General features: G+C 73.8%; 2 protein-coding genes. Both read right to left on the reverse strand.

The genetic code is table 11. The annotated features are described in order from the left end of the window. Positions 1 to 127: 127 nt before the first annotated feature. Positions 128 to 10,375: a type I polyketide synthase gene (locus AB0K15_RS35810; protein ID WP_364060887.1), complete on the reverse strand. Its 10,248-nt coding sequence runs from the start codon at positions 10,373 to 10,375 to the stop codon at positions 128 to 130. A gap of 35 nt (positions 10,376 to 10,410) precedes the next feature. After that, on the reverse strand, positions 10,411 to 15,099 hold the full coding sequence (locus AB0K15_RS35815) for a type I polyketide synthase (protein ID WP_364060890.1): 4,689 nt from the start codon (positions 15,097 to 15,099) through the stop codon (positions 10,411 to 10,413). Between the last annotated feature and the right edge of the window lie 11 nt (positions 15,100 to 15,110).

The raw sequence follows: 15,110 nt of genomic DNA on the forward strand, positions 1-15,110 counted from the left end.
TCGATGAAGAACTTCTCTTCTCGGACACCGGCCGGGAGCCCGGTGAACTGTCCGTACCAGTGGGCCACAGGCGCCTTCGCAGCGGCAATAATGGCCGGGTGGAACGGAGTTAGGGGTCGACTGCCGGTCAGTCGTCGTCGCCTCCCCCGATCGCCATGCTGATGAGCGCGTCGGCGTCGAGCTCGTCGATCGCCGAGGCGTCCAGCGCCGGCTGCTCGTCCTCGGGCACCGGAGTTTCGGCCGCTTGCGGCGCCAGCTCGCCGACGAGGTGCTCCGCCAGGATCCGCGGCGTCGGGTAGTCGAAGATGAGGCTCACGGGCAGCTTCAGCCCCGTGACGAGGCTCAGCTTGTTGCGGAACCCGGTGGCGGACAACGAGTCGAAGCCGACTTCGTTGAACGAGCGGTCCGCCTCCACCGCCTCCGGCCCCGCGTGGCCGAGCAGGGCGGCCGCGTGGGTGCGCACCAGCGTCAGCATCGTCGGCACGCGCTTGGCCACCGGCAGCGCCGAGAGCTTCTGCGCCAATGACTCCGTGTCGTCGGCCGCGTCCTGCGCCGCCCGCCGGCCCGGTGCGTCGGCGAACTCGCGCAGCACGGCCGGGAGGTCCTCGACGCTCGATGCCGCCAGCACGCGCGGGTCGAGTGCGATCGGCACCAGCAGCGGTTCCGCGGAACCCGCCGCCGAGTCGAGCAGCCGCAGGCCGTCCTCAGTGGACAACGCGGTGATGCCCGTCTCCCCGATTCGGTGCGCGTCGGCGTCCTGGACGGCGTCGCCCATGCCGCCTTCCCACAGGCCCCACGCGAGCGAGGTGCCGACGAGCCCTTCGGCGCGGCGGCGGGCCGCCAGCGCGTCGAGGTAGGCGTTCGCCGCGGCGTAGCTGCCCTGGCCCGGTGCGCCGAGCACGCCGGCGGCCGAGGAGAACAGGACGAACGCCGAGAGGTCCGCGTCGCGGGTCAGCTCGTGCAGCGTCACGGCGGCGTCGACCTTGGGCCGCAGCACCGAGTCGAGCCGCTCGGGGGTGAGCGAGGTGAGCACACCGTCGTCGAGCACACCCGCCGCGTGGACCACGGCCTGCAGCCGGACTCCCTCCAGCAGCGCGGAAACCGCGGCGCGGTCGGCGACGTCGCACGCGGCGAGCGTGACTTCGGCGCCGAGGCCGCCCAGTTCGTCGCGCAGGTCAGCCGCGCCCGGTGCCTCCGCACCCCGGCGGCTGACGAGCAGCAGGCTCCGCACTCCGTGTTCGGCGACCAGGTGCCGAGCCACCGCACTGCCCAGCGCGCCGGTCGCGCCGGTGATGAGCACGGTGCCGTCGGTCTTCCAGACCGGTGGTGCCGCCGCGTCGGTCGCCCGTCGCAGCCGCGGCACGAGCACGGCACCGGTACGCAATGCGACCTGTGGCTCGGCCGAAGCGGACACCGCGGCCAGCGTGCGGCCGGTCGGCGTGCCGGTGCCGAGGTCGACGAGCGTGACGCGGTCCGGGTGCTCGGCCTGTGCCGACCGCACCAGCCCGGCCACGGCCGCCCCGACGGGATCCGGGTTCTCCCCGGACTCCGTGGCGACCGCGCCACGGGTCACCACGAGCAGCGAACCGTCCGGACGGGCCAGGAACTCCTGCAGGAGCCCGAGGACGCGGTGCAGCTCGGCGTGGACGTCGTCCCCGCCGGCCGACACCACGCGCAGGCCCGACGCGTCGGCGAAGTCCGCGGTGGTCTCCGCGCCGAGCTCACCGGCGAGGCCGAACGGGTCGGCACCCACCACCGTCCAGTCGGTGACCTCGGCGACGGCGTCGAGCTCCGCCGGCTCCCACGCCACGCGGAACAGCGCGTCCCCGCCGCTCGGCTCGGCCGCCTGCGGCACCGCCGACATCGGGCGCAGCAGCAGCGACTCGACCGAGACGACCGGCGCACCCGTGCCGTCGGCGATGTTCAGGGCGACGGCCCCGGTGCCGACCGGCTTCACGTGCACCCGCAGCGTCGTCGCGCCGACCGCGTGCAACCGGACACCCTCCCAGGCGAACGGCAGCACCGGCTCCTTGCCGAGCGCACCGGAGACGCCGATGGTGTGCAGGGCCGCGTCCAGCACCGCGGGGTGGATGCCATAGCGGTCCACTTCGGACACGGACGCGGGCAGCCGGATCTCGGCGTACGCCTCGCCGTCGTGCTTCCAGGCGGCGACAAGCCCGCGGAACGCCGGACCGTACGCCAGGCCGTCTTCCGCCAGCTCCTCGTACGTGCCCTCGAGCCGCACCTGCTCGGCTTCGGCCGGCGGCCACGGGCCGGGCTCGAACCCGCCGGCCCTGTCCGCCTTGGCGAGCCGGCCGGTGGCGTGGCGGGTCCAGGCGGTCCCGTCGCCGTCCGGTCGCGAGTGGACGGCGAACGTCCGCGTGCCACTGCCGTCGGGCGCGGTGAGCGCGAACTGCACCCGCACGCCGGTGCGCTCGGGTACCACGAGCGGGTACTCCAGCGTCAGCTCGTCCAGCCGCGGGCAGCCGGCCTCGTCTCCCGCGCGAATCGCCATCTCGACGAACCCGGTGCCGGGGAAGAGGATCGAGCCGCCGACGACGTGGTCGGCCAGCCACGGGTGCGTGCCGACCGAGACGCGGCCCGAGAACAGGAGCCCGCCGGCGTCGGCCAGTTCGAGCGCCGAGCCGAGCAGCGGGTGGTCCTCCTGACCGGGTGCCGACGCGGTGCTCTCCAGCCAGTAACGCTGCCGCTGGAACGGGTAGGTCGGCAGCGCGACCTTGCGCGCGCCGGTCGGTTCGTACACCGCGGTCCAGTCGACGTCAAGGCCGCTGACGTGCAGCCGGGCGAGCCCGGTCAGCGCGGTGACCGCCTCGTCCTGGTCCCGGTGCAGCAAGGCGGCCTGCACCAGCCCTTCCGGCCGGTCGTCGAGGCACGCGGTGGCCATCGCCGTGAGCGTGGTGTCCGGGCCGAGCTCCAGGAACCGCGTGGCCCCATCGGCCGCGGCGCGGGTGACGGCGTCGCGGAACCGGACGCCCTCACGGACCTGGCGCACCCAGTAGTCCGGCGACGTGAGGTCCGCCGGCCCGCCGGTCACGGTCGAGATCACCGGGATCCGCGGCTCGGCGTAGGTCAAGTTCTCGGCGACCGCACGGAACTCGGCGAGCATCGGCTCCATGAGCCGCGAGTGGAACGCGTGCGACACGCGCAGCTGCTTGGTGCGCTCGAACTTCGCCGCGACCGCGGCCACGGCGTCGGCCGCACCCGAGATGACCACCGAACTCGGGCCGTTGACCGCGGCGAGGTCCACCGTGCCGTCCGCGGCTTCGCGCACCGCGTCCGGGGTGGCATCGATCGCGACCATCGCGCCTCCGTCGGGCAGCGCCTGCATCAGCGCGCCACGAGCGACGACGAGTTTCGCCGCGTCGGCCAACGAGAGCACACCGGCGCACTGTGCCGCCGCGAGCTCGCCGATCGAGTGCCCGGCCAGCACGTCGGGCTTCACGCCCCACGACCGGGCCAGGCGGAACAGCGCGACCTCCAGCGCGAACAGCGCGGGCTGCGTGTAACGCGTCTCGTCGAGGCCTTCGCCGCTGTCGATGACCTCGCGGATCGGGCGGTCCAGGTGCTTGTCCAGCTCCGCGCAGACCTCGTCGTACGCGGCGGCGAACGCGGGCTGCTGCTCGGCGAGCCGCTTTCCCATGCCGACGCGCTGCGAACCCTGGCCGGCGAAGAGGAATGCCGTCCGGCCCGAGGTGGTGACACCGCTGACGACGCCGCGAGCCTCCTCTTCGTCGACCAGCGCCGCGAGGCCGCGCACGAACTGCGGCGACCGGCTGCCGATCAGCACCGCCCGGCGGTCGAACGCGCTGCGGGCAGTGGCCAGCGACAGGCCGATGTCGGCGAGACTGCCCTCGGGCTCTTCGTCCACGTAGGACATGAGCTGCTCGGCTTGCGCCCGCAGCGCCGCGGCACCACGACCGGACACCGGCCACGCGACCGGTCCGTCGTACTCGGGCACCCCGCCGCCGGAGACCACCTCGCGCCGGTCCCCTTCCTCCAGGATCACGTGCGCGTTGGTGCCGCTGACGCCGAAAGACGAGACGCCGGCCCGGCGCGTGTGCCCGTTCGGCAGCCACTTCACCGGCTCGACCAGCGCCCGGACCGCGCCGGTGGACCAGTCGATCTCGGTCGACGGACGGCCGACGTGCAGCGTCGCGGGCAGCTCTCCGTGCTGCATCGCCAGGACCATCTTGATGACGCCCGCCGCACCGGCCGCCGCCTGCGTGTGGCCGATGTTCGACTTCACCGAGCCGATCCACAAGGGACGGTCGGCGGAGGTCTGCGTGCCGTAGGTCGCGAGCAGTGCCTGGACCTCGATGGGGTCGCCGAGCTTCGTGCCCGTCCCGTGCGCCTCGACCGCGTCCACTTCGGACGGTTCGAGGCCGGCATCGGCCAGCGCGGCGCGGATCACGCGCTGCTGCGCGGGACCGTTGGGCGCGGTGAGGCCGTTGGAAGTACCGTCCTGGTTGACCGCGCTGCCCTTGAGGACCGCGAGCACCGGGTGCCCGTTGGCCCGCGCGTCGGCGAGCCGTTCCAGCACGAGCACGCCGACGCCTTCGGACCAGGTCGTGCCGTCGGCGTCGTCGGAGAAGACCTTGCACCGGCCATCGGCGGCGAGTCCCTGCTGACGGCTGAACTCGACGAACGTCTCCGGCGTCGCCATCACCGTCACACCGCCGGCCAGCGCCAGCGAGCAGTCGCCGCCACGCAGGGCCTGGGCCGCCATGTGCATCGCGACCAGCGAAGACGAGCACGCGGTGTCGATGCTGACCGACGGCCCTTCCAGCCCGAGTGTGTAGGACACCCGCCCGGTGACGATCGAGCCGGCGCTGTTCGCGCCCACGTAGTCGTGGTACTGCACACCCGCGTACACGCCGGTCGGACTGCCCTTGAGGGACACCGGGTCGATGCCCGCGCGTTCCAGCGCCTCCCACGACGCTTCGAGCAGCAGCCGCTGCTGCGGGTCGATCATCGGCGCTTCCTTGGGTGAGATACCGAAGAACGCCGGGTCGAAGTCACCCGCGTCGTAGACGAACCCGCCACGCGCGACATACGTCGTGCCCGGGCGGCGGCCGGTCGGGTCGAGCAGGCCCGCGACGTCCCAGCCGCGGTCGGCCGGGAAGTCGCCGATGGCGTCGCGGCCCTCGGCCACGAGCTCCCACAGCTGCTCGGGCGAGGTCACGCCGCCGGGCAGGCGGCAGGCCATGCCGACGATGGCGATGGGTTCGTCGGAGCTCCCCGACGCGACCGTGCCGATGTCTTCGGTGGTGCCGGCCAGCTCGGCCAGCAGGTGCGTGGCCAGCGCGGACGGGGTCGGGTGGTCGAAGATGAGCGTCGCCGGCAAGCGCCGGCCGGTGGCGGAGGTGAGGCCGTTGCGCAGCTCGATCGCGGTCAGGGAGTCGAAGCCGAGCGACTGGAACTGGGCCACCGGCTCGATCTCGTGCGCGCCGCCGTACCCGAGCACGGTGGCGGCGTGGCCGCGCACCAGCTCCAGCACGGCGTCGCGCCGGTCCTCCTCGGGCAGCCGCAGCAGGCGTCCGGCGAACGAGTCCTCGGCCGCCTCGGCGTGGGCCGCGACGCGCCGGGCCGCGCGGCCGACGAGCTGCTCCAGCGTGCGCGGGATCCGGTCGAGCTTGCGCAGCACCGGCAGGTCGAGCTTCGCCGGGACCACGGTCGGCTGCCGGACCGCGAGCGCGCGGTCGAACAGCGCGAGACCGTCCGCCGTGGACAGGGGCACGATGCCGCTCGACGCGAGCCGCGTCACCTCTTCCGCGGTGAGCGTGCCGCCCATGCCGCCGACCTCGCCCCACAGGCCCCAGCCGAGCGAGAGGCCCGGCAAGCCGTGGGCGACGCGGTGGGCGGCCAAGGCGTCGAGGAACGCGTTGGCGGCGGCGTAGCTGCCCTGGCCGGGCGCGCCGAGCACGCCGGAGACCGAGGAGAACAGGACGAACGCCGAGAGCGCGGTGTCGCGGGTCAGCTCGTGCAGGTTCACGGCGCCGTCGACCTTGGGCGCGAGCACCGTGTCGACGCGGCCGGGGGTCAGCGCGGTGACGACACCGTCGTCGAGCACGCCGGCCGCGTGGACCACGGCGGTCAGCGGGTTCTCGGCCGGGATGTCCGCGAGGACCTCGGCCAGCGCGGCGCGGTCGGCGACGTCGCAGCGCGCGAGCCGCACGTCGACGTCGAGCTCACGCAGGTCGGCGGCCAGCTGCTCCAGCTCCGGTGTGGTCCGGCGGCTGACCAGCAGCAGCCGGCGCACGCCGTGCTCGGCGGCCAGGTGCCGGGCGAGCTTGCCGCCGAGCGCGCCGGACGCGCCGGTGACCAGCACCGTGCCGTGGGGGCAGAAGTACGGGCGCTCCAGCTCGGGTGCCGTGCGCACGAGGCGCGGCGCGAGGACCACCCCGAGGCGGACGGCGGCCTGGGTCTCACCCGAGGCCAGGACCTGCGCCACGACGTCTTCGGCCTGGGTTTCGGGGTCGAGGTCGAGCAGCAGGAACGACTCGGGGTTCTCCTCCTGCGCCGAGCGCACGAGCCCCCACACGGCGGACGCGGCGAGGTCGGTGACATCGCCACCGGCCGTGACGGCGCCGCGGGTCACGATGACCAGGCGTTCGTGCTCCTGATGAGCTTCGGCAAGCCAGCTCTGCAGCGCGGCGAGCACGCGGTGGGTCGGTTCGTGCAGATCACCGGTGGTGGCGGTGCAGTCGAACACCTCGAGGCCCGAGGTGTCCACTGTGTCCATGGCGGACTCGGGAACCGCCGCCCGCTGCCATTCCACGCGGTACAACGGCGCGGCCTGCTCCGCCGCGACGGGAGTGGTGAACGCGCGGAACACGGTCTCGGCGACCGTCGCCACGGGCGCACCGGTGGGGTCGGCCAGGACGACCTCGAAGCCGTCGTCCGTGGTCGGGGTGAAGCGGACGCGCAGCGCGGACGCGCCGGTGGCGTGCAGCTCGACGCCGGTCCAGCAGAACGGAACGCGGCCGACGCCGCCGTCACCGCCGCCGGCGACGCGCAGGGCGTGGGTGCAGGCGTCGAGCGCGGCCGGGTGCAGGCCGAAGCGCTCGGCGTCGCTGTCCTCGGGCAGCGTGACCTCGGCGAACACCTCGCGGCCGCGCTGCCACACCGCGCGCAGCGAGCGGAACAGCGGGCCGTAGGTGAGGCCGGTGCCGGTGAAGTCCTCGTAGATCCCGTCGATCGCGACGGGCTCGGCGCCGGCGGGCGGCCACTCGGTCAGCTCGGTTCCGCCGCGCGGCGACTGCGGGGCGACGGTGCCGGACGCGTGCAGCGTCCACTGGTCGCCCTCCTCGGGTCGCGAGTGGACGGTGACCGTGCGGACGTCGTGCTCCCCCGCGGGACCGACGGTGACCTGCACCTGAACGCCACCGCGAGCGGGCAGCACGAGCGGGCTGCCCAGCGTCAGCTCTTCGATGCGGCCGGTACCGACCTGGTCGCCGGCGCGCACGACCAGCTCCAGGAACGCGGTGCCGGGCACGGCCACGACGTCGCCGAGCCGGTGCTCGGCCAGCCACGCGTGCGTCTCGACCGACAGCCGCCCGGTGAGCACGACCCCATCGCTGTCGGCGAGCGCGACGGCCGCGCCGAGCAGCGGGTGACCGGCCGCGGTGAGACCGGCGCCGGTGAGCTCGTCACGGTTGGCGCGGGCGGCGAGCCAGTAACGTTTGCGCTGGAACGCGTACGGCGGCAGGTCGACCCGCTTCGCGCCCCGGCCGGCGAAGACCTCGGCCCAGTCGGGCTCCAGACCGCTGACGAACAGCTCGGCCAGCGCCGTGAGCGCGGCCTGCGGCTCGGCGCGGTCCTTGCGCAGTACGGGCACGACGGTCGCGGCACCGGCCTGAGTGGTCTGCCGGACGAGCGCGGACAGCACGCTGTCGGGTCCGACCTCGACGAACCGGCCGACGCCGTGGCCGGTGAGCGTGCTGATGCCGTCGTGGAAGCGGACAGCGGCACGCACCTGGCCGACCCAGTAGCCCGGAGTGGACATGTCGACACCCGGGCCGACGGTGGAGACGATCGGGATCGCCGGCGGGCCGTAGGTGAGCTGCCGGGCGACCGCGGCGAACTCGGCGAGCATCGGCTCCATCAGCGGCGAGTGGAACGCGTGGGAGACCTTGAGCTTCGTGGACTTGCACCCGTCGAACCGCGCGACCACGGCGGCGACGGCGTCCTCGGTGCCCGACAGCACCACGGAGCCGGGGCCGTTGATCGCCGCGATGCTCACGGAATCGGTCAGGTGTGGCGTGACCTCGTCCTCGGCCGCCTGAAGCGCGACCATCGCTCCACCGCCCGGCAGCGCCTGCATCAGCTTCGCGCGAGCCGCCACGAGCGTGGCGGCGTCTGCCAGCGACAGGATGCCGGAGACGTGCGCGGCGGCCAGCTCACCGATGGAGTGGCCCAGCAGGTAGTCGGGCTTGATACCCCACGACCGCAGCAGCCGGAACAGCGCGACCTCGACGGCGAACAACGCCGGCTGCGTGTACCCGGTCTGGTTGATCAGGCGCGGCTTCTCGGCGACCACCGTCTTGAGTGGACGGTCCAGGTGCCGGTCCAGCTCGGCGCACACCTCGTCGAAGGCCGACGCGAACACGGGGAACGCGGCCGCCAGCGAGAAGCCCATCCCCGCGCGCTGCGCACCCTGGCCCGAGAACAGGAACGCGGTCTGCCCCTCCGCCTGCGAGCCGGTGATCAGCCCCGGCGCGGTCTCCCCCGCGGCCAGCGCGGCGATCGCCGTCGCCGGGTCTTCGGACAGCACCACGGCCCGGTGCGACAACGGCGACCGAGACGTAGCCAGCGAGAACCCGAGATCCAGCGCCGACACACCGTCCACTCCGGACAGCCGAGCCGCCTGTGCCGACAACGCGGCCGACCCGTGCCCGGCCAGCGGCATCGGCACGGCCACACCCTCGGGCCAGCTCGGCGCCACGACCTCGGCGGCTTCCGCAGCCGGCGCCTCCTCGACGATCACGTGCGCGTTGGTGCCACTCACCCCGAACGACGAAATCCCGGCCCGGCGCGGGCGTCCGCCCGCGGCCCACGGACGCGCCTCCCGCAGCAGCTCCACATCGCCGGAAGACCAGTCGACCTCGGTCGACGGCTCGGTGACGTGCAGCGTCTTCGGCAACAGCCCGTGCCGCAACGCCTGCACGACCTTGATCACGCCACCGACGCCGGCCGCGGCCTGCGCGTGGCCGATGTTCGACTTGATCGAGCCCAGCCACAGCGGCTTGCCCGCCGGGCGGTCCTGCCCGTAGGTGGCCAGCACGGCCTGCGCCTCGATCGGGTCGCCCAGCGTGGTGCCGGTGCCGTGGCCCTCCACCGCATCCACGTCGGACGCCGACAGCTGCGCGTTGGCCAGCGCTTGCCGGATCACGCGCTGCTGCGAGGGACCGTTGGGTGCGGTGAGGCCGTTGGACGCGCCATCGGAGTTCACGGCGGAGCCGCGCACGACGGCGAGCACGGGGTGGCCGTTGCGGCGGGCGTCGGAAAGCCGTTCCAGCAACAGGGTTCCCGCGCCCTCGGCCCAGCCGGTGCCGTCGGCGCTGTCGGAGAAGGCCTTGCAGCGGCCGTCGGCGGCGAGGCCGCGCTGCCGGCTGAACGCGAGGAACGGACCGGGTCGCGACATCACCATCACGCCCCCGGCCAGCGCCAGCGAGCAGTCGCGCTGCCGCAGCGACTGCACCGCGAGGTGCAGCGCGACGAGCGAAGACGAACAGGCCGAGTCGATCGTGACGGCCGGGCCCTCCAGGCCCAGCGCGTAGGCGATGCGGCCGGAGATGACCGAGCCGGCGTTGCCCGTGCTCAGGTAGTCCTCGACCTCACCGGCGAGCACCGCGGCCGGCAGCTCGTCGTAGTAGTCCTGCCCGCCGCTGCCGACGAACACGCCGACCTGCTGCTTCGCGAGCGAGTGCGGCGCGATGCCGGCGCGTTCGAACGTCTCCCACGCCAACTCCAGCACGATCCGCTGCTGCGGGTCCATCGCCAGGGCCTCGCGCGGGGAAACGCCGAAGAACGGCGCGTCGAACTCGCCCGCGTCGGTGACGAAGCCGCCCTCGCTGACGTAGCTCGTGCCGGGGCTGTCGGGGTCGGCGTCGAAGAGCGTGTCCAGGTTCCAGCCGCGGTCGGCCGGGAACCCGCCGATGGCGTCGCGGCCCTCGGCCACCAGGCGCCACAGGTCCTCGGGCGACCGGACGTCGCCCGGGTAGCGGCAGCCCATCGCGACGATCGCGATCGGCTCGGCGCCCGCGGCCTCGACCTCACGCAGCCGCTCGCGCGTCTCCTGGAGGTTGGCGGTCACCCGCTTGAGGTAGTCGACCAGCTTGTTTTCGTCAGTCATCGCCAGATTCCTCTTGTCGCTGCAGTGGGCGGGTGTCAGGCGCCGAGCTCGTTGTCGATGAGGGCGAACAGCTCGTCGGTGGTCGCGGCCTCCAGCGCGGCTTCCGCGCCACCGCCGGTGCCGGCCAGCGTCTTGTGCAGGGTGGTGACCATCGCCTGCAGCCGCGCGACGATGCGCGACCGGTCGATCTCCGCGGCGTCGAGCGAAGCGGCGACGGCCTCCAGGCGGTCGAGCTCCACTTCGAGCGGCACTTCGGCGTCGCCTTCACACAGCTGCGTCCACAGGTGCTCGGCGAGCGCCTGCGGGTTCACGTGGTCGAACGCGACGGTCGCGGGCAGCTTCAGCCCCGTGGTGGCGCCGAGCCGGTTGCGCAGGTCGACCGCCGTCACCGAGTCGAAGCCGAGCTCCTTGAACGCGCGGGCCGGCTCGACCGAACCGGCACCGTCGTAGCCGGCGACGGCCGAGACCTCGCCGCGCACCAGCTCCAGCAGCATGCGGCGCTGTTCGGGGCCGGTCAGGCCGGCGAGCTTCCCGGCGAGGTCACCGGTGGACTCGACCGGAGCTTCGTCGGCGGTGACCTCGGGCAGGGCGCGCAGCAGCGGCCGCGGCCGGGCGAGCTGGTAGACGGGTGCGAACGCGGCCCAGTCGATGTCCGCGACGACCAGGTGCGTCTCGTCGTGGGCGAGGGCCTGGCCCAGTGCTTCGACCGCGAGGTTGGGTGCCATCTCGGCCAGGCCCATGCGGCGCAGCAGGTCACTCGCCTCGGCGTCGACCATGCCCCCGCCGCCCCAGGAACCCCAGGCGACGGCGGTGGCGGTGCGGCCGTTCGCGCGGCGGCGCCGGGCGAGGGCGTCGAGGTAGGCGTTGCCGGCGGCGTAGGCGGGCTGGCCTGAGGTGCCCCAGACGGCCGCGCCCGAGGACATCAGCACGAAGGCGTCGAGCTCGGTGTCGCCGAGCAGCTCGTCGAGCAGGGCGGCGCCGGAGACCTTCGCGTGGAGGGCGGCGGTGAACTGCTCGGGCGTGACGTCGTCGAGGGAAGGCTCGCGGGTGAGCACCCCGGCGGCGTGGACGACGGCCGTCGGCGGGTGTTCTTCGAGCAGGGCCGCAAGCGCTTGCGCGTCCGTGACGTCGCACGCGGCGACCGTGACGCGGGTGCCGGACAGCTCCTCGACCAGCTCGCGCGCGCCGTCGGCGTCGAGGCCGCGGCGGCTGGTGAGCACGAGGTGCTCGGCGCCCTGCGCGGCGAGCCAACGCGCGACGTGCGCGCCGACCGCGCCGGTGCCGCCGGTGATGAGCACGGTGCCGCGCGGGGTCCGCTCGGGAGCGTCGCCGGTGAGCGGCGCGTGGACCATGCGCTTGGCGAAGACGCCGGACGGGCGGATCGCGACCTGATCTTCATCGTCCACTCCGGACACGACGGCCGCCAGCTTCGCCGCGTCGCCGGGGCCGGTGAGGTCCACCAGGCCACCCCAGGTGCCGGGGCGGTCGAGCGCGGCGACCGTGCCGAGGCCCCACACCATGGCGGCGGCCGGGTCGGCGTCGGAGAACGCGTCCACGGCAACGGCGCCCTGCGTGACGACCCAGATCGGCGCATCGAGGTCGCCGAGGGCCTGCAGCAGCTCGATCGTGGTGAGCGCGGGGTTGTCCGCGCCGACGGCGAGCAGCGAGAGCACGCCGTCGAACGGCCGGACCGCCGTCGCCTCGGTGATCAGGGTCGCGAGGTCGTCGGTGCTCTCGACGAACAGGCGGACGACGTCACCCTGCTCCGCCAGGGCGTCGGCCAGCTCGGTGGTGCCCGCCGGGGCGACGACCAGCCACGTGCCGGTCAGCCTGCCGGTGACGCCGCCGAGCGGCGTCCACGCCACACGGTAGCGCCAGGAGTCCACGGTGGACAGTTCGGTGCGGCGGCCGTGCCACGCGGCCAGCGCCGGCACGACCTCGGCGAGGGGCTGCGCCTCGAGACCCAGCCGAGCGGCGAGCGCGTCGACGTCACCCCCGGCGACGTCGTGCCAGAACTCCTGATCGGCGACCGGCATCGTCGTCGGCTGAGTTGCCGGCTCTTCCTCGTGCCAGAAGCGCTTGTGCTGGAACGGGTAGGTCGGCAGGTCGACGAGCCCGGCAGCCGGGAGCAACGACGGCCAGCCGACCGAACCGCCGCGGACCCAGTACTCGGCGAGCGAGGTCGCGAACCGCGTCAGGTCTCCTTCGTCGCGACGCAAGGTCCCGGTGACGGCACCGGCGTGGCCGGCCTCGTCGAGGGTCTCCTGGATGCTCATGGTCAGCACCGGGTGCGGGCTGATCTCGACGAACCGCGTGTAGCCGGCGGCGGCGAGCTGCGCGACGACCGGCGCGAACCGGACCGTCCGGCGCAGGTTGGCGAACCAGTACGCGGCGTCGACCGTGGAATCGCCGACGGCTTCGAGTGTCACCGTGGAGGTCATGGCGACCTCGCCGCGGCGGGGGCTGATCGGGGCGAGGGCGGCCAGCAGCCGATCGGACAGGTGCTCGACGTGCGCGGAGTGCGACGCGTAGTCCACCGGCACGCGCTTGGCGCGCAGGCCCTCGGCGACGAGCTGGTCGCGCAGCTGGTCGAGCGCGTCGCCGTCACCGGAGAGCACGGCGGAGGTGGCGCCGTTGTCGGCGGCCACGGAGATGCGGCCGTCCCACGCGCCGAGGCGGGCTTCGAGGTCGGTCGCGGCCAGGCCGGCGGCGAGCATCCCGCCGCCGCGGCCACCGAGGATCTCGCCGATGGCCTTGCTGCGCAGCGCGACCACCCGAGCACCGTCTTCAAGCGACAGTGCACCCGCGACGCTCGCGGCGGCGATCTCGCCCTGCGAGTGGCCGATGACCATGTCCGGCTCCACGCCGTGCGCGCGCCACACCGCGGCCAGCGACACCATCACGGCCCACAGCATCGGCTGCACCACGTCCACGCGGTCCGCGGGCGGCGTGCCCGGCTCGCCGTGGAGGACGGCGAGCATCGACCAGCCGGTGAGTTTGCCCAGCTCGGCGTCGCACTCGGCCATGCGCTCGGCGAACACCGGCGACTGCTCCAGCAGCCGCGTCGCCATCCCGGTCCACTGCGAACCCTGGCCGGGGAAGACGAACACCGTCTTGCCGCGGACGTCGGCGGTGCCGGTGACGACGTCGGGCCTGGAGGTGAACTCCCGCAGCGCTTCCGCGGCCTGCTCCGGATCGTGTGCCAGGACCACGGCCCGCTGGTCCAGCCGGGCCCGGCCGGTCGCCAGCGTGTGCGCCACCCCGGCGAGTCCGGCGTCCACATGGGACGCCAGACGGCCGGCCGCGTCGGCCAGCGCGGCCGGGTTCTTCGCCGACAGCACGAGCGGGTACACCCGCGCCTCGGCCGGCTCGGCGGCTTCGGTCTCCGGGGCCTGCTCCAGGATCACGTGCGCGTTGGTGCCGCTGACCCCGAACGACGACACCGCTCCGCGGCGCGCCCGCGCCACTTCGGGCCAGTCGCGTGGCTCGGCGAGCAGCTCCACGGCGCCGGACGTCCAGTCGACGTGCTTCGACGGCGTGCCCAGGTGGATCGTGCGCGGCAGCTTGCCGCGCCGCAGCGCCTGCACCATCTTGATCACCCCGGCGACACCGGCCGCGGCCTGCGGGTGCCCCATGTTCGACTTGATCGACCCGAGCTGCAGTGGCTCACCCGACGTGCGCCGCCCGTAGGTCTCCAGCAGCGACTGCGCCTCGATCGGGTCGCCGAGCGCGGTGCCCGTGCCGTGCGCCTCGACGGCGTCCACATCGGACACCGACAGCCCGGCGTCGGCCAGTGCCGCCTCGATCACGCGGACCTGCGAAGGGCCGTTGGGTGCGGAGAAACCGTTGCTGGCCCCGTCCTGGTTCACCGCCGAGCCGCGCACGAGGGCGAGCACGCGGTGGCCGTTGCGCTGCGCGTCCGACAGCCGCTCCAGCACGAGGACCCCCACGCCCTCGGCCCACGACGTGCCGTCGGCGTCGTCGGAGAACGACTTGCTGCGCCCGTCGGCGGCCAGGCCGCGGCGGCTGCAGAAGTCCACGAACATCTCCGGCGTGCCCATCACGGCGACACCGCCGGCCAGCGCCAGCGTGCAGTCGCCGCGCCGCAGCCCCTGCGCCGCCAGGTGCAGCGCGACGAGCGAAGACGAGCACGCCGTGTCCACCGACACCGACGGGCCTTCGAGCCCGAGCGTGTACGACACCTGACCGGACACGAGGCTGCCGTCGGGGCTGCCACCGCTGTAGTCGTGGTACATCACGCCCGCGTAGACGCCGGTGGGGCTGCCCTTGAGCGAATGCGGGTCGAGCCCGGCGCGCTCGAACGCCTCCCACGACGCTTCCAGCAGGATGCGCTGCTGCGGGTCGGCGCGGCGGGCGTCGCGCGGGCTGATGCCGAAGAAGTCGGCGTCGAAATCCGGGGCGTCGTAGAGGAAACCACCGTGGCGCGTGTACGTCTTGCCCGGCCGCTCCGGCGTCGGGTCGTACACACCCTCGATGTCCCAGCCGCGGTCGGCGGGGAACTCGCCGATCACGTCGCGGCCTTCGTCGACGACGGCCCACAGGTCGTCCGGCGTCCGCACGCCGCCGGGGTAGCGGCAGCTCATGCCGATGATCGCGATGGGCTCGGTGTCCCGGGCCTCCAGCTCGTGCACCCGCCGGCGGGCCTGCTGCAGGTCCGCGGTGGCGCGCTTCAGGTAGTCGCGGAGCTTGTCCTCGTTGCTCATGGTCTGCCTGT

Origin of the sequence: Amycolatopsis sp. NPDC049253 (genome assembly GCF_040678995.1) — a bacterium.
Lineage (GTDB): Bacteria > Actinomycetota > Actinomycetes > Mycobacteriales > Pseudonocardiaceae > Amycolatopsis.